17 protein-coding genes are annotated in these 16,347 nt (G+C 61.0%); all 17 read right to left on the bottom strand.

Features of this window, described 5'->3' with window-relative positions; translation table 11 throughout:
• Position 1: 1 nt before the first annotated feature.
• The 17 genes from ASE26_RS09830 to ASE26_RS09755 all read right to left on the bottom strand — a co-directional run bounded on the left by ASE26_RS09830 (position 2) and on the right by ASE26_RS09755 (position 15,990).
• Positions 2 to 1,510: an ATP-binding protein gene (locus tag ASE26_RS09830; RefSeq protein WP_057246126.1), complete on the bottom strand. Its 1,509-nt coding sequence runs from the start codon at positions 1,508 to 1,510 to the stop codon at positions 2 to 4.
• Positions 1,511 to 1,518: 8 nt separating this feature from the next.
• Positions 1,519 to 5,025 (bottom strand): response regulator, encoded by a 3,507-nt coding sequence (locus tag ASE26_RS09825; protein ID WP_055932255.1) that lies wholly within the window; start codon positions 5,023 to 5,025, stop codon positions 1,519 to 1,521.
• Positions 5,026 to 5,099: 74 nt separating this feature from the next.
• Complete coding sequence (locus tag ASE26_RS09820) at positions 5,100 to 5,864, bottom strand: glutaminyl-peptide cyclotransferase (protein ID WP_057246125.1); 765 nt, start codon at positions 5,862 to 5,864, stop codon at positions 5,100 to 5,102.
• On the bottom strand, positions 5,857 to 6,912 hold the full coding sequence (ruvB, locus tag ASE26_RS09815) for a Holliday junction branch migration DNA helicase RuvB (protein WP_055932250.1): 1,056 nt from the start codon (positions 6,910 to 6,912) through the stop codon (positions 5,857 to 5,859). Before ruvB ends, ASE26_RS09820 begins: the two co-directional genes overlap by 8 nt.
• Positions 6,913 to 6,968: 56 nt before the next feature.
• A complete protein-coding gene (locus tag ASE26_RS09810; RefSeq protein ID WP_055932247.1) occupies positions 6,969 to 7,271 on the bottom strand; it encodes a hypothetical protein in 303 nt (100 codons plus the stop codon).
• 70 nt (positions 7,272 to 7,341) lie between these two features.
• Complete coding sequence (locus ASE26_RS09805) at positions 7,342 to 7,917, bottom strand: phospholipid scramblase-related protein (protein ID WP_055932244.1); 576 nt, start codon at positions 7,915 to 7,917, stop codon at positions 7,342 to 7,344.
• Positions 7,901 to 8,383 (bottom strand): GNAT family N-acetyltransferase, encoded by a 483-nt coding sequence (locus ASE26_RS09800; protein WP_055932238.1) that lies wholly within the window; start codon positions 8,381 to 8,383, stop codon positions 7,901 to 7,903. Before ASE26_RS09800 ends, ASE26_RS09805 begins: the two co-directional genes overlap by 17 nt.
• Positions 8,384 to 8,387: 4 nt before the next feature.
• Positions 8,388 to 8,942 carry a dihydrofolate reductase family protein gene (locus ASE26_RS09795; RefSeq protein ID WP_055932235.1) on the bottom strand — a complete coding sequence of 185 codons (555 nt, stop codon included), beginning with the start codon at positions 8,940 to 8,942 and terminating at the stop codon, positions 8,388 to 8,390.
• A 96-nt stretch (positions 8,943 to 9,038) separates the two neighbouring features.
• The gene (locus ASE26_RS09790) at positions 9,039 to 9,338 is read right to left on the bottom strand and encodes a hypothetical protein (RefSeq protein ID WP_055932232.1); all 300 of its coding nucleotides are present in this window, start codon (positions 9,336 to 9,338) and stop codon (positions 9,039 to 9,041) included.
• Between the two features lie 20 nt (positions 9,339 to 9,358).
• Positions 9,359 to 10,642 (bottom strand): MFS transporter, encoded by a 1,284-nt coding sequence (locus ASE26_RS09785; RefSeq protein ID WP_057246124.1) that lies wholly within the window; start codon positions 10,640 to 10,642, stop codon positions 9,359 to 9,361.
• Between the two features lie 58 nt (positions 10,643 to 10,700).
• On the bottom strand, positions 10,701 to 11,456 hold the full coding sequence (locus tag ASE26_RS09780; protein WP_055932224.1) for a hypothetical protein: 756 nt from the start codon (positions 11,454 to 11,456) through the stop codon (positions 10,701 to 10,703).
• Between the two features lie 57 nt (positions 11,457 to 11,513).
• A complete protein-coding gene (locus ASE26_RS09775; protein WP_055932223.1) occupies positions 11,514 to 11,957 on the bottom strand; it encodes a VOC family protein in 444 nt (147 codons plus the stop codon).
• Positions 11,958 to 11,993: 36 nt separating this feature from the next.
• Positions 11,994 to 12,371 (bottom strand): hypothetical protein, encoded by a 378-nt coding sequence (locus tag ASE26_RS09770; protein ID WP_055932222.1) that lies wholly within the window; start codon positions 12,369 to 12,371, stop codon positions 11,994 to 11,996.
• 42 nt (positions 12,372 to 12,413) lie between these two features.
• Positions 12,414 to 12,626 carry a septation protein IspZ gene (locus ASE26_RS32040; RefSeq protein WP_373922086.1) on the bottom strand — a complete coding sequence of 71 codons (213 nt, stop codon included), beginning with the start codon at positions 12,624 to 12,626 and terminating at the stop codon, positions 12,414 to 12,416.
• Positions 12,627 to 13,001: 375 nt separating this feature from the next.
• A complete protein-coding gene (locus tag ASE26_RS09765; RefSeq protein ID WP_156398035.1) occupies positions 13,002 to 13,562 on the bottom strand; it encodes a hypothetical protein in 561 nt (186 codons plus the stop codon).
• Between the two features lie 798 nt (positions 13,563 to 14,360).
• Positions 14,361 to 14,567 (bottom strand): hypothetical protein, encoded by a 207-nt coding sequence (locus ASE26_RS09760; RefSeq protein ID WP_055932220.1) that lies wholly within the window; start codon positions 14,565 to 14,567, stop codon positions 14,361 to 14,363.
• A gap of 55 nt (positions 14,568 to 14,622) precedes the next feature.
• Positions 14,623 to 15,990 carry a serine hydrolase gene (locus tag ASE26_RS09755; protein WP_057246123.1) on the bottom strand — a complete coding sequence of 456 codons (1,368 nt, stop codon included), beginning with the start codon at positions 15,988 to 15,990 and terminating at the stop codon, positions 14,623 to 14,625.
• Between the last annotated feature and the right edge of the window lie 357 nt (positions 15,991 to 16,347).

The following is a 16,347-nucleotide window of genomic DNA, read 5'->3' as shown; positions in this document are numbered from 1 at the left end:
ATTAGCCCACTGTCAGCGGCAGCCTGAACTCAAATTGCACACCCTGGCCGGGCGTGCTGGCCAGGCTCACGCTGCCTTGCAGCGCGCCGCACACCAGGTTGTTGACGATGTACATGCCAAGGCCGGAGCCGCCGGAGCCGACCTTGGTGGAGAAGAACGGTTCGAAGATCTTCTGCTGCAGTTCCGGCGCGATGCCGGCGCCGTCATCGCTGTAGAGCAAGCGCACATGGCCGTCCGCCACGCTGGCGGCAATCGATATCTTGCCGCAGCCGCGCCCCTCAAAGCCGTGCAGGATGGAGTTGACGATCAGGTTGTTGAGGATCTGCTCCAGGTGGCCAGGATAGGAATCCATCAGCACACCGGGCGGCACCTGCAGCTCCGCCGTCACGTTCGCCTGCCGCATCATGCGCCCCAGCGTGACCAGGATATCGTGCAGGCAGGAATGCAGGTCGAACTGGCGCCGGCGCCGGCTGGTCTGGTCCACCGCCACGTTCTTGAAACTCTCGATCAATTCGCGCGCCCGGTCGGCGCTGCGCACCAGCACCTCGCTCGCATCGCGGCATTCGCCAGCTGCCTGTACCAGGCAGGAGCGCGTCAACTTGCCGGCCAGCGCGTTGTCGGCCAGTTCGCTCACCCGCTCGCGCAGCGTCGACGCCAGCAGCACCAGGTTGCCGACCGGCGTATTCAACTCGTGCGCCACGCCGGCGACGATGCTGCCCAGCGCCGCCATTCTTTCCTGTTCGACGATCTGCTGCAAGGCCTGGCGCAGCTCGCAACGGCGCGCCTCTTCGGCCTCCTTGCGCTGCGTGATATCGCGCACCAGCGCTGCAAAAGCCGGAGGCTGCGATTGCGGCACCTGCCACTGCGACACTTCGACGTCGAATTCGCGCCCGGTGCGGTGGCGCGCGCGCCGGCTGCAGCCGTCAGGCGGCAGCAGCACCTTGCCGGCGGGCTGGCCCAGCATTTCGTCGCGGCGCCAGCCGAACAAATCTTCCGCCGCATGGTTCCAGTCGGTGACAACGTCCTCGCTGTCGGTGGCAATGAAGGCTTCGCTGGCACTGTCGATCACCATCCGCAGGCGCCGCTCCGATTCATGCAAGTCGCGCGTACGCTCCTGGACCTTGGCGTACAGCTCGCACAGCACGGCCACCTTGTTGCGCAGCACAGCCGGCTCGATCGGCTTGTTGAGGAAGTCCACCGCGCCCATTTCATAGCCCTTGAACTGGTGCACGCGGTCATGCAGGCCGGCGGTGACGAAGATGATGGGCAGGTGGCGCGTGCGCGGATTGGCGCGCAGCAGTTCGGCCGTCTCCAGGCCGTCCATCTCCGGCATCTGCACGTCCAGCAGCACCACCGCGAAATCATGCCTGAGCGACTGCCGCAAGGCCTCATTGCCGGACATGGCTTTCACCAGGTGCAGCGGCAGCGGCATCTCTTCCAGCAAGGCTTCCAGCGCCGTAAGGTTTTCCTGTCGGTCGTCGACCAGCAGCACCGGGATGTTCAGGTCCATGCGCTCCCCTAGCGTCTAATCCAGACCCGCAACAGCGATAAGAGCTGCGCGGTATCGATCGGCTTGGCGAGGTAATCACTGGCTCCCGCCTCCAGGCAACGCTGATGGTCGCCCGGCATGGCCTTGGCGGTCATCGCGATGATGGGCAAGTCCTTGTAGCGGGCGTCAGCGCGGATGCGGCGCATCGCTTCATAACCATCCATCTGCGGCATCATTATATCCATCAGCACCGCATCCACCCTGGGTTGCGCCGCCAGCCTGGCCAGCGCCTCGATGCCGTTTTCCGCTTCAAGCACTTCTACCCCGCGGTCGCCGAGCAGGCTGGCCAGCGAAAAAAGGTTGCGCATATCGTCATCCACCACCAGCACCTTGCTGCCTGCAAGCGCGAAAGCCTCCTGCTGCGTACCCTGGCCGCCTTGCTCCACGCTATGCAGGAACAGCTGCACCTCGCTGAACAGACGCTGCGGGCTGTGCGCGCCCTTGATGATCACACTGCGCGCGTAATGATTCAGCATGCGCAGCTGCTCGCGCGTCAGGTCCTGGCCGGAGTGGATGACCACGGGCAGGCGGCGCAGGCCGGGCGTGGCCTGGATTTCCTCCAGCACTTGGTAGCCGGACATGTCCTGCAAGCCGAGGTCCAGCACCATGCAGTCGAAGTGGCCATGCACCAGCAGTTCGAGCGCGGCCCGGCCCGACTTGCTGCGCACCACTTCCACCTCGCGCCCCTCAAGCAGCGCGGCCAGGCTGCTTAGCTGGCTCTCGTCGTCTTCCACCACCAGCACGCGTTTCAGCGCACCGGCCCAGGCCTGCTCGATCGTATCGAACACCTGCGCCAGCTGCCCGGGGCTGACCGGCTTGGTCACCAGACCCAGCGCCCCCAAATCGCGCGCGCGCTGGATTTCGTCAAGGCAGGTGATGAAGTGCACCGGCAGGTGGCCGGTACGGGGGTCGGCGCGCAGCTCGCGCATCACTTCCCAGCCGTCCATGCGCGCCATCATCACGTCCAGCAGCACGGCATGCGGCGACTCCTGCCGCGCCAGTTGCAGCCCCTGCTCGCCATCCGCTGCGACCAGCGGCGTATAGCCGCGGCCGCGCACGAAGTCTGCCAGCAGGCTGGCGAAGAAAGGATCGTCTTCCACAATCAGGATGCGGCGCCCGTCATCGCCCGGCGCCGGGACGGCACTGGCAGCGGCAGCGGCCGGCCGCACCGGATCCTGCGCCCCGTCGCCAGGGAGCAATGGCAGCATGAAGGTGAATGTACTGCCCTCCCCTTCCACGCTGTGCAGGTGCAGCGCACCGCCCATGGTGCGCGCCAGCTGAAGTGAAATCGACAGGCCCAGGCCGGTGCCGCCGTAATGCCGGCTGATGCTTCCGTCGGCCTGGCGGAATGCTTCGAAGATCGTCACCTGCTTGTCCGCCGGCACGCCGATCCCGGTATCGCTGACCGCAAACGACAACTGCTCGCCCGTTACCGACACGCGCAGCGCCACGCTGCCCTGGTGCGTGAATTTGAGCGCATTGGCCAACAGGTTGCGCAGCACCTGCTGCACACGATGTCCATCCATCAGCGCTGCCGCCGGTGTACCGGGCAGACGTTCCATCAGCAATGCCAGCCCTTTCTGCTCGGCCTGCGGCTGGAACTGCGCCTGCAGGTCCTCGCACAAGCCAGCCAGCTCCACCGGGGCGATATTCAGCTCCACCTTGCCCGCTTCCATCTTGGCCAGGTCCAGGATATCGTTGATCAGGTTCAGCAGGTCGCGCCCGGCATTGTGGATGGTGCCGGCATATTCGAGCTGCCGTTGATTCAGGTTGTGCGCCTTGTTTTCTTTCAGCAGGGCCGACAGGATCAGCATGGAATTCAGCGGCGTGCGCAGCTCATGCGACATATTGGCCATGAACTCGCTCTTGTAGGCGCTGACGCGCTGGATCTCTTCGCGTTGCCGTTCCAGCAGGTCGGCACGCTCCTCCAGCTCCGCATTGCTCTGCTGGAGCTCCTCCTGCTGCACCCGCAGCTCCTCCGCCTGCTGCGCCGTCTCCGCCAGCAGGGAACTGGTGCGATGGCGGGTGATGTTCACCTCCAGCCCGATCGCAACCGCTTCTGCGCAGAGGTCGACAAACGCCAGCTCGTTGTCGCTGAAACGGCGGAAGGCACCCAGCTCCATCACCCCCACCATATTGCGCCCGTGCTGCAGCGGCAGCACCAGCACGCAGGACGGCTGCGCACTGCCCAGGGCGGATCCGATTGCCAGGTAGCCCGGCGGCGCCTCGCTGACCAGCATGCGCTGGCCGTCGCGGATCGCCTGCCCGGCCAGTCCTTCGCCCGGCGCTACGCGCGCCAGCTGCCGCTCCTGCGCCAGCCCATAACCCGCCAGCAGGCACATGCCCGCACCCAAAGCTTCATCCACGTACAGCGCACCCACGCGCGCCTGCAGGCGCTGCGCGAAAAAGTCCAATATGCGTTGCCCGAGCGCGGCCAGTTCCTGCTCGCCGCGCATCACGGTATTGAGTTCGTTCTGGCTGGACTTGAGCCAGTCGCGCTCGCGGTCGGCCAGCTTGCTGGCGCGCAGTGCCTCGGTCATCCGGGCAAAGGCCTGGTCGAAGCTGCGCTGCGACTCGGCCAGTCCCGCCACCGACAACAGCAGGTCGCCCGCCTCATCGTGCGCCACGCCGGCCAGGTCCAGCTGCGGCAGCGGCGACGGCGTGAAATCAGGACCGAGGTTGCCGCTCGCCACGGCCTGCACCGCCGCCACATGGCCGGCCCTTGAATCGGCCAGGGCGCGCGCCGAATCCAGCGCCCGGTGCAGCGGCTGCGCCACATTGCGCTGGTAGAACACCCGCAGCGCTACGGCCACCAGCAGCAGCACGGCGCCGAACGCGATCAGCACCCAGCTCACGATGCGCGTGGCGCTTGCCGCCTCGCGCGTGGAATCGACCTCCAGCACGCCGCGCACGTCGCCCAGCTTCCAGTCGGTCTTCGGGCTTTGCGGATGGCTGTTGTGGCAGGACACGCAGGCCTGGGCGCTCATGCGGTCGGCCAGCGCCACGCGCACCGTGCTGCGGCCGTGCACGGTCTCGGTGCGGGAGAACACGCCCTCGGGGTTTTTCTGCAGGTAGTTCCAGGCGTCCTGCGCGAACTGGTCGCTGGTGCGCCCGCGCCGCTGCGGGAAGGGAAAAGGACTGTAAAGCTTGACCGAGGTGCCGCCGCCCTGCATCAAGTCGCTCAGGTCGTGGATCATGGTAGCCGGCAGCGGGATCGCATTTTCCTTGCTGCGATAGTCCGGATCCACCTGCATATCGGTCCGCGCCAGCACGCGCGCCGCCACGTTCTCGGTGTAGTACTTGCGCAGCAGGAGGAATTGCCGCACCGTGGCCTGCGCCGCATCCACGGCATCGCGCTCCGCGTTCTCGCTGATCAGGATTGGCAATAATGCCGAAATGACCAGCCCGCACCCGGCCAGCAGCAAGGCGATTGGCAGGAACAGCTTCCAGAACAAGCTGCTGGAACGTGCAAGCACGGCGGGCCTCCGCAAGGCTGGGTTTCACCTATTCTTGCGCGGAAAACTTCATGAAGCAAGCCTACCGACAATTACTATTTCTTTTGGGGTCGCAGCACGATCTCGAACAGTTTGGGCCAGCGCTTGCCGGTGACGAACAGGCGGTGTGTCTTGGCGTCGTAGGCGATGCCGTTCAGGACATTGTCGGCATCGCCGCCCGCCTTGGCGGTAGCCGCCAGTCCGGACAGGTCGATCCAGCCCAGCACACGGCCGCTGGACGGATCGATGCGGGCAATGCGGTCGGTCTGCCAGACATTGGCATAGAGCTGCCCTTCGACCCACTCCAGCTCATTGATCTGCGCCAGCGGCTGGCCATCGGCGGTCACCTTGATGCGGCGCTGCTCGCTGAAGGTTTTCGGGTCGAGCACGCGGATTTCCGGCGTGCCGTCGCTCATGTACAGGCGCTCGCCGTCGCTGGCCAGGCCCCAGCCCTCTCCCAGGTAATTGAAAGTGCCCTTGATGGACAGGCTGCCCTGGTCCATCACATAGCCGGCCTGGTTCATCCAGGTGATGCCGACGATGCTGTCGCCATGCGGCGCAATGCCTTCGCCGAATACCTTCTCCGGCAGGTCGCGCTTTTGCAACACCTTGCCGGTGGCCAGTTCCACCTTGCGCACCGACGAAGCACCGTACTGGCCGGTGCTCTCCCACAGGAAGCCGTCCTTGAAGAACAGGCCCTGGGTAAAGGCTTGCGGATCGTGCGGGTAAGTCGCCTTGATCGAATAGCCCTGCACCGGCACCGCTGCCGATGCGATTTGCGCGGCCAGCGCCGCCGCGCCCAGCGCTGCCAGCTTACGCATCCCAAAGGTCTCCGCTGGCGTTGCTGCGCGGCGGGGTCACGCCGAAATGCTGGTAGGCCTGCGCCGTAGCGACGCGGCCGCGCGGCGTGCGTTGCAGGAAGCCTTGCTGGATCAGGTATGGTTCCAAAACGTCCTCGATAGTATCCGCGGCCTCGCCGATGGCGGCCGCCAGGTTGCCGATGCCGACCGGGCCACCGCCGAATTTGTACAGCACCGCTTCCAGCAGCTTGCGGTCCATGACGTCAAAGCCCGCATGGTCGACGTCCAGCATGCGCAGCGCAGCGTCGGCCACTTCGCGCGTGATGTCGCCGTTGCCCTTCACTTCCGCATAGTCGCGCACGCGGCGCAGCAGGCGGTTGGCAATACGCGGCGTACCGCGCGCGCGCCGTGCAATTTCCACCGCGCCGCTTTCGTCGATATTCGCCTTCAGCAGCGCGGCGCTGCGGGCGACGATTTTCGCCAGTTCATCGGTGGTATAGAACTCCAGCCGCGCCACGATGCCGAAACGGTCGCGCAGCGGGTTGGTGAGCATGCCGGCGCGGGTGGTGGCGCCGACCAGCGTGAAAGGCTGCAGGTCCAGTTTGACGCTGCGCGCCGCCGGACCCTCGCCGATCATGATGTCGATCTGGTAGTCCTCCAGCGCCGGATACAGGATTTCTTCGACCACCGGTGACAGGCGGTGGATCTCGTCGATGAACAGGACGTCGTTGGCTTCCAGGTTGGTCAGGATGGCGGCCAGGTCGCCAGGGCGCTCCAGCACCGGCCCGGAAGTCTGGCGCAGGTTGACGCCCATCTCGCGCGCAATGATATTGGCCAGCGTGGTCTTGCCCAGGCCAGGAGGACCGAAAAGCAGGGTATGGTCAAGCGCCTCGCTGCGCTTGCGGGCGGCCGAAATGAAAATTTCGAGCTGGTCGCGGATCTTGGACTGCCCGACGTATTCATCGAGGTGCTTGGGACGCAGCGCGCGCTCGATTGCCTCCTCGTTGGGGGAGGTTGGCGCCGCATCGATGATGCGCTGCTCGGTGAAATTGTCGGTTTGGATACTCATGCCAGCTCGAAAAGAGGTTCAGGGCATGATTTTAACAAGGCCGGGCAGCCTGGGGCTCACTTCACGTTGGAAGCGGCCGCGCTTGCCGTTTCGTTGGTTTTCTTCTGCAGGCTGCCGGAGACTTGCATCGCCCGCTCGCGGCGGTCGGGCTGGCTGCCCGCCTGGCCCTCCTTTTTGGGCTCCTGCAGGCCGGTGGCCTTGCGCGCCGCAGAGGAAGATTCACCTTTCACGGTCGCTTTGGCTTGCTGCCGGGCTTCCGGCTTGTCCTGTCCCGGGGTGGTTTGCTGGCCCCAGCCGGCCGGCGTAGCGGCAGCCAGGCACAGGCCCAGGACGGCAGCAAACAAATTCATGGTCTTCATGACAAGTCTCCTTCGGAGGTCGGTATTATCCTTTTCATAAATTCTAGCACCATGCCCGGCGCCCGCCATATTAGCGCTCTTTGAAGACGATATCGATTGCCAGGCCGGCAGCGAGAAGCAAGCCGGCGTTGGCCTTGAAGTCGTCGGCGATCGAGATCATGTAGTTGTCGGCAGTGGTGAACAGCTCCTTGCCGATGCCTGCCCACTTCTTGCTGACGGTGCCCTTCTCATTACCCTTGGCATCCAGGAACTTGAAGTTCCAGCCCTTCCAGTCGCCCTTCACTTCAGCGATCAGCTGGTCGCGCATGTCGTACACAAAAAAACCGCCGCCCAGGCTGAACAGCTTGGATTTGAAATAGCCGATGGCCTGGCCCGAGCGGTCCACGATCTCGATACGCGAACGCAGGAAAGTCATGCCACGCTTGATGGTCAGCAGCGCCGGGCCGTTCACCTGTTCCGAAATTTCCACCTTGGTCGGCAGCATGCGCTTGTCGATGACGAGGCGCAGCGCGTGGACCAGGAAGCTCAGTTTTTCCTGGGCCACGCCCAGGTTCTGCCGGGTCTCCGGGTCGATGATGTCGTAAGTGTCCGACATTTTGAATACGCCGGCGTGTTCTTTGATGAAGTAGTTAGTCCTGTCCAGCAATTGATTTCCCCAGTAGTGAGTTAGAGTTATGTAGTACATGCGCAGTCGCGGCAAACCGCTCGTTACCTGCCAGCTTGCCGCTGATCGTTTCAACGATCTTGAAGCCGGCACTTTGATATAAGGCCAAGGCAGCCGCATTTCCGGCCAATACGTCCAGCGACAGCGGCTTGCCCGACCCGCGCAACACCGCTTCAACCAGCGCGCGGCCGATTCCCTGCCGATAGCGGGCCGGATCGACGTACAGCCAGGTCACCTCGTCTTCCGTGAAGCCAGCGAAGCCGACGACTTCACTGTCGATTTCAGCCACCAGCAGCGTCGCCTCGAACAGGCCTTCTGCCTCGCCGGTTTCTTCCAGCGTGAAGAAAGCGTCTGCCAGGCCACTGGCTGCCAGTTCGAATTTGCGCGCGGCGTCGTGCACCACGCATATGCGCCGCCAGTCGGAGGCTTGATAAGGACGGATCAGCATTCGGTCACCGCCCCGGAACCAGATAGCGCAGTTCGGCCATGCCGGTTCCGATCTGGCGCGCCGATTGCAGCAGCAGCGGCGGATTGGTCAGGCGCCGCGGAAACAGCGGTTTGCCGCGCCCCAGCGTGACCGAGCCGACCTGGACGATCAACTCGTCCAGCAGTCCCGCGTCATGGAACTGGCCCGCCAAGTCCCCGCCGCCCACGATCCAGATGTTCTTATCGCCCGCCGCCTCGCGCATCGCAGCGTGCACCGGACGCACATCGCCTTTCACAAAGCGCACATCCGCACCGGGAATCGACGGCAGGGAGCGCGACGAGAAGATCCACGTCGGCTGGGTGTAGGGCCAGGGCGCCCCCACTTCCGCCGCCACCGTATCGGCATTGCGCAGCATCCACTCGTAGGTGGACGAGCCCATGGCGATGGCGCCAACGCGAGCGATGAATTCAGGATAGCTGCTGTCGTTGACATCGCCCAGCGGGAATAGCCATTCCAGCGAATCGTCTTCGGTGGCGATAAAGCCATCAAGGCTGGCAGCGGTAAAAAATTGGGTCTTCATGGAGCTTGCAGCGCTGCCGCATTCGCGAAAGTTGGGTGCAAGATTGTACGCTTCCGCGGAGCCTCGAATTCTCTCGAAAAGTCGCCTCGGGCTGGCCTATTTCCTCACACTGGCAACCAGCCAGCCCAGCGCGCCGCCGACGGCGCCACCCACCAGCGCTTGCGGCAAGGCGATCATATCCTGCAGGCTGCCGTCTGAGAGAGTCATCAAGTCGCCAATGAGATACATCGGCCCCATGCCGACACCAAGCGGCACCGCCAGCCACGCCGGCCATTGCCCGCTTTGCTCCCAGCCGATGACGCCACCGATCCAGCACGACACCGCTGCCATTCCAACCATTGCGCCAACCAGCGCGAACGCGGCCTTGCGCGCTTTAGCGGAGGTAGTTTGCGGCATCGAGGCACCAGTCAATCATTTCACTCCTCTTCAGGAATTGGACGCGCGACCAGGAACAGGTAGGACATGGCGCCAAGGAAGGCGATCGCTGCACCGGTCAGCAGCGCCGGCACAAAGGACCAGCTTTGAGCGATATACCCGGTAAGCACCGGCGCCAGCGACCCGCCCAGGAAACCGCCGAAATTCTGGATCGCGCCAAGCGAAGCGATACGGCTGCGAGGTGCCGCCACCGTGGCCAACGACCAGGCGCAGGCCGACGAAGCATTGGCAAGGAAGATCACGATGGAAATGCACGCCACCGCCACGACATTGCTCTCCACCAGCGCGGCAGGAATCGTGAACGCCACCATGCCCAGCGTGGCAACTACCACCGCGTTGCGGCGTCCGGAAATCGGCGTACTGGCAAAGCGCACAATGCGGTCTGAAGCCCAGCCTGCGATCAGGGCGCCGGCAAAACCGCACAGGAATGGAATTGCCGACGCAAAGCCCGCATTCGCCAGGTCCATATGGCGTTCCGTGCGCAGGTAGCCGGGCAGCCAGGTCAGGTACACCCAGTTCAGGTAGACGGAGCCGAAGAAGCCGAACATCATGCCCCAGGTCACACGATGGCGGAACAGCGCCCGCCAGGCCGCAAAGCTGGTTTTCGGCGCGGCTTCGACGGCCTCCCCCTCCTCCAGGTAGGCGCGCTCCTCGGCGCTCAGTTCCTCGCGAACCGGATCGCGATAGACGCTCACCCAGACAATTGCAGCCACCAGGCCCAATCCACCGGTGACGTAAAACGCCCAATGCCAGCTGGTCGCAGCAATCAATGGAGGCAGCAGCAGCGGAGCCAGCGCGACGCCCAGCGGCGATGCAGAGTTGTAGATGCCGGTCGGCGTTCCGCGCGAGCGCAGCGGGAACCAATTGCTCACCACCCGCGCCGCAGAAGGAAACTGCGGCGCCTCCCCAATGCCCAGTGCAATACGCGCCAGCACGAAGAAGCCGAAAGTCGAAGCCAGCCCGCCAGCCGCCTGTGCCACCGACCATACCACCAGGCCCATGCCAAGCAGCCACCGCGGACCGACCTTGTCCACCAGTGCACCGACCGGAAGCTGGCACAAGGCGTAGCTCCAGGAGAATGCCGACAGCAGCAGGCCCATTTCACCCAGTGAGAGGCTGAGGTCCGCGCGGATATACTCGTTCGCCACGGCCAGGGTGGCGCGGTCCAGGTAATTAATGACGCCGCTCGCCACCAGCAGTACCAGCGCCAGGGTTTGCCGTCGCAGGACTCGTGGAGGGACTTGGTTAGCAGTGATGTTAGTCATTCAGAAAATGCAGCGAGAGAAGGAAACCGTGGCGAGTATAGAGTAAGTCATGAAGAACTCAGTCAAAACCGCTTTGCGGCTCCGAAAGCGGACAGGCGCTATAGCCCTTCTCGTCACTGATAACACAAGCCTTCGCGGAGTACTTCGAATCGCGCAACTCATAAATCGTCGAGAACTTCCCGTACGACTTTTGGGCTTGCTCCATCAGCACAAGCTTGCCTTTAACCTTGTCGTCGACCACAACGATGCCTGCCGACGCCCAATCCGCATATGCCAGCGTAAAGTCCTTCTTCGAATTCGACAGCATCACGAAGTATACGCTGGCCTGGTTTGCAGTCAGGCTAAAGCAGTAGTAGCGATCCGAGATGATATAGTCTTTGACGCCGTCACCATTCAAGTCCCGGCGATCGGCCGTCAAGGCCTGGCCGATGGAATTCTTGCCATAGCCATGCTGCGCAATGCATGAACTTTCCGGTTCCATCGAATAAATTTCGCAGGCCGACTTCGCGCCAAGGCGCTTCGCAACCAGGGCGCCCGAGCAGAAGGAAAGCGCGTCCGCGATCTTCTCGCCCTTTGGCCACTTCGCAACCTGCGCCTTCAGCGACTGCGCTATCGGCTCAGGAACGTAATCCGGCTCGCCCGGCTTGACCTGGCGCTCTTTCCCGACCATAGAATTGGCAATGCTTGGCAGCGGCTCAAGATTGGACAGCCTGATATCCTCATCAGATACGCTGGCAGCCTTCTGGCTGCAGGCGGAAATCAGGGCGAGGCTGGAAAAGATCAGTATGGATACGAACTTGCTTCGGCGGGACATGTGCGATGGGGTTGATTTTTTGGCAAATTCTAGCACGCACCGCCAGCGCACAAGGCGTCACTCAGGCCCAAGCTCCTGGGCCAGTCCAATGAGGATTCCTTCCGGCCCGCGGATGTAGCAAAGCCGGTACACGCTCGCGTACTGCACCACTTCACCAACAAGCTTCGCCCCAAGTTTGCCGAGCCGTTCCAGCGTATCGTCGATATCATCCACGGTAAACATGACGCGCAGGTAGCCAAGGGCATTCACAGGGGCGGCACGGTGATCGGCAACCACCGCCGGCGTGAGGAAGCGGGACAACTCGAGGCGGCTGTGGCCATCCGGCGTACGCATCATCGCAATCTCGACACGCATGCCACGCAGGCCGGTTACGCCATCCGCCCAATCGCCCTCAATCGGCGCGCGGCCTTCGAGTTCGAGACCCAGTTCGGTGAAGAACCCAATGGCAGCTTCGAGGTCCTCCACTACGATACCCACGTTATCCATGCGTTTGACTGTCACGAGGCTTGCTCCGGTTATGGTCGCTTCAGGCGACCTCTAGCTATTCCAAGTCTGTTCGTACAATGCCTGTACTTCCTTTGCGACGTATTGCCACGCGCTGGCCTTGGCATCCGCGTCAAGATCCCACATTAAATTCTCCGCATACGAGACGTCCACCATTTTTCGGACTGCGTCAGTCCCGTCCCGGTACTCTGTCGCAAGAAACTCAGTATGCGACTTCACCAATCCCCAATCCTGGTCGCGAGCCGCCTCAGTCGTTCGATCGGCGAATGCCTCAACCCAGATATGCGGACATTCGTCCACCAGCTCCCAACCACGCTCTATCAGCCAATCGTCAGTGCGAATTGCTTCAATCGGAAACCTAGTCCGCACGCGCGCAACAAGCGCCTTTTCATCAGGGTATTTTCCGCTCATCGTGCCTGCTTGGTTGCACATCCAATCATACCGTTCACCAGTTCACGTCACACTTCGAATGAACCTGGGGGCAAACAAACACAGGGCAAGCAATGAAATGAGCGGAACATACAACTTAAACTGAAGCCAGGCTTCAACGGAGGCGGTAAAGACCAGAATCATGTTACCTATTGCCATAGCAATGTAATATGCAACCAGTAACCAGTTGAAGCGGCGCCAAAAAAACGCAGCCAAACCAAGGCGATCACCCCACAGCCGAAAATAGGCCAGTCTTCGAGACTAACGCAGCGATGACCAAGACCAGCACCATGATGAAGTAGATAGCGGAGGGCTTGAGCCGAATATACCCGTCACTCGCTGGCCACAGGACCGCCACCGGAATAGCTACAAATGCCTGCAGCAGAAAGATTCGCCAAAAAAGCGACGCCCCTAGCCAACGTCCATTCGGATGTGATGTACCAGACGGTACGCCGATAGCTTTAGCGCCAGGCGGGGTGCTGGGATCTTCAGTTGACATAAATTTTTGCGATCTAATGAATATGAGGGCTTGCTTGTCGAAACAACGCTAACACGCGGATGGTAAATGGCGCGCCGGACGCACGCAACGGAATGTTCATTGGTTCAACGGCCTTAGGCATTGGAAACTTTGAGCTTCTTTGTTGCTATAGCGGATTGGTTAGCGTCTGAAAACTTCTTGGCATACTCCGAGTTCGTGAACTCCAGCGCCAGGCCTGTGATGTCTGCCGGCCACTTGTGCGCGGTATTTTTCAGCTTGATGGGCTGGTAATAAGTCGATTGCGCGCCAATTCGCTTTCGGAGCGAGTAGAAGCCCAGGACAACCATCAGGCTCAATACAATCAATGCGGGTCCGACCACATAGGTAGTCTGCTCTTCGGGCAACTGCGGCCCAAAGAAGATCCAGCACATTCCGAATACAAGCGCGAGCAACGATGAAACTGCAACTACGCCGAGCAAGGAAGGACGACGACGCGTCGCCGTGGCCGTACAAGACTCGCAGTATGGGAACGGGAGGACAATTTTTATTTCTGCACCCGCTAGCCCCATCAACGGCATACGGCGAAGATCAGTTTCAATAGGCCGTACGTTAATAGTGGAACCACAGTTACAGCAAGAATCTGCCGGAGCGACGAGCAGTACATCGCTTTTGGTTGGAAGATTGAGAAGAATCATAATCAAGTGTTGTGATATCTATCGTTAAACGAAAGTTGCTACAGGTACGAACAGCATTGAAGCGATCGATCACCTCTGGCAGCATAGGCCTCGACCGGCATCATTGCCTGCTCGTCCGGCAACTGATCGAGCTGCGATTCAATATCTGAGTATTTGCTCTCCCTGCAATGAGAGAAGCAAAGACCTGAATCAATCGCGGAAAGTACAAGCAAACAGCAAATTACAAATTCCCGTTCGTGGCCGGGAGTAATGGAGCTAGCGCCCAGCTCCACCACTTCAAGCGGGAAAGCAAGGACGCTGCAATTGCGCTGATTTTCCGATTTCTCTCCATAAGCCCTAACATCCGACAACCGCCAGCGAAAACACACAGCGCGGAGGCAGCCCAGTTAACTGGAGGGTTAGCCGTTCGCATCTGAATCAATGCCTGCAGCCCGCAACATTCGCCGACTCTTAATAGCGCCCGGCAAGAACGCAGAGACCCAAAGCACTATAAATGCCCCAAGACCTAGGTCTTGTTTGGTCATTGCATCGTCAACATAGACTCGAACACATAGCTCGGCCAGCGGGGGAACTATCGCAAGCCCTGTCATTCCACCCAAGGCAAGAAACCAGTGTTGAGGCTTGGATGATTGGCCAGGGTCGCGTATTCGGCGAGCGCTGAGGGCGAGCATAACGTAAGCTGCCACGAGACCATATACAACAAAGAAAAAGATCCAAGCTACTAGTTGCATAGGGTCCTGACGTGCGGGATAGCTGGCAACGCATAAGCCGCCCAGTTGAATAAGTTGTTTGACAAAGTCATACGTCAGGATCCAATTCAGGATGTTCTTGCACGATCGGATGCTGAAGGCCCGTCCAAAGCATGGCCATCATCGACCCTAGGCCCGTCAGATACGACTCACGTTCGCCTTCAGGAAGCGCCCGCAGAATAGGCTCGGCTTCGTTTAAAGTAGCGCCTACTCGCTCGAAAATCGCCATCAATTCGGTTGCTGTCTTCAGTTCCATAAGCGGAGGGGTCAAACGTTCAAGGTAAAGACGAATTCACGGCTATTCCGCTCGCTTAATCCGCGATGCGCTCGGCCACCTGGTCGCCTATGGTCTGCTGCACCAAGAGGCTGGTAACCTTACCGCCGGCATCGCGCCGGAACTCGACGCTATTCATGGTTCCATCCATGAAGAAGCTGGTCGATGCATACGGCTTCAAGTCCGTCGCCGGACGGCCTTCGCGCTGCCAGGTCAGGATTGCCCCTTTGCGGCGCACTGTACGCATGCTGTTATCGGCCAGTTTATAAGTGCCGACGAAAGCATCCAGCGCCTCCGGCGTCAGAGCAATGACTTTCTGCTCGGGGAATGGATCGCCAATGGCAATGGCTGCAGCATGCTGCGCCACCACTTCCGTATTGAGCAAAGAACGTTCGCCATTGCTTAACACCGCCACAAAAACTTTATCGTCCGGCAGGCGAATTACATGGCCATTAAAGCCTGGGATGTCGCCCCCGTGCGCCATTTCCTGGTGCCCGCGCAGTTTACCGATGTTCCAGCCGAAACCATAATTGCATGTCACCGCATCAGGCAGAGTGCAAGGCGTGAAAGCCTGCCTCCAACTCTCCGCCGTCAACAGCTTGCCGGCGCCAATGGCGGCGTCCCAACGCGCCAGATCGTCAACGGTGGAAACCAGCGCACCTGCTGCGTAGGGCAATGACATGCTGATTGGGTCGGCCGGACTATAGCCCGAAAAAAATCCGCTGCGATAGCCTGGAGTGCGGCGCTTGGCGCTGCGCTCCACGCCCTCATAGGCCGTATCCGCCATACCTAATGGCTCGAAGATGTTCCGGGCAATAAAATCGGCATAGCGCATGCCGGAGGCCTTCTCGATCACGGCGCCAAGCAGGAAGTAGCCGGAGTTGCTGTACGCCCAGCGTTCGCCAGGCGCAAAGTCCAGCGGTTCATCTTTGAAGAAGTCGATCATTTGCGCGACGCTCATGTCCTTGCGCGCCGCCGACCAGAATGAACGCATGGCCGTGTAATTATGGATGCCGGACTTGTGCTGCAGCAGCTGTTGTATGGTGATGGACTTGCCTTTGGCCGGATAATCCGGCACGAACCGCGTGATGTCGTCCTGCAGCGAAAGTTTGCCTTGCTCCGCCAACATCAGGATTGCCACTGCGGTGAACTGCTTGGTGATCGAGCCCAGTCGCAACTGCATATCCGCCTGCAGTGGGACCTTCTTGTCGAGGTCGGCCAGGCCATATGCTTTGCGGAAGACCGTCGCACCTTCCCGCGTGACAATGACGGCGGCTCCGGGGCCGCCGGACTTGAACATAGGCGCCAACTTGGCATCCAGCTGCCCCTCCAGGGAACTATTATCCGCATGTGCTAAGCAGGCATGCAGCAGCACCGCTGCTGCAAGGATTGGGCGTAGGGGCATCAATGGACTCCTGAAAAAGTGGTGCATATCTTAACTTACCAACGATTCGTAAAGGCTCACCAAATTTCACCACGCTGTCCGTCTACAAATATCAAGGCATCGATCTGGCGCGAATGTCGCGGCGCTTGGAAGACCTGCCACTCGTTCTGAAGGTTTGTGGTCACGGCTTCTTCGCTATTCCTTGGCGCCGCCAAGCGCCCGATGGTACTGATGGCTAGGCTTCATGTGAAACTCCGATCGCTTCTCTAATCGCCGCAATCGGAGCGTGTCAATGAATTTGAAACACCTTGTTGAATTGGTGAGTGTCTAAATCTCGGATTTCAGGCAGCTTTTTTCTCCATGGTCGGTGGGTTGATC

This window comes from Duganella sp. Root198D2 (genome assembly GCF_001428585.1).
GTDB lineage: Bacteria > Pseudomonadota > Gammaproteobacteria > Burkholderiales > Burkholderiaceae_D > Rugamonas.
This window is presented reverse-complemented; position numbering and strand designations above follow the sequence as displayed.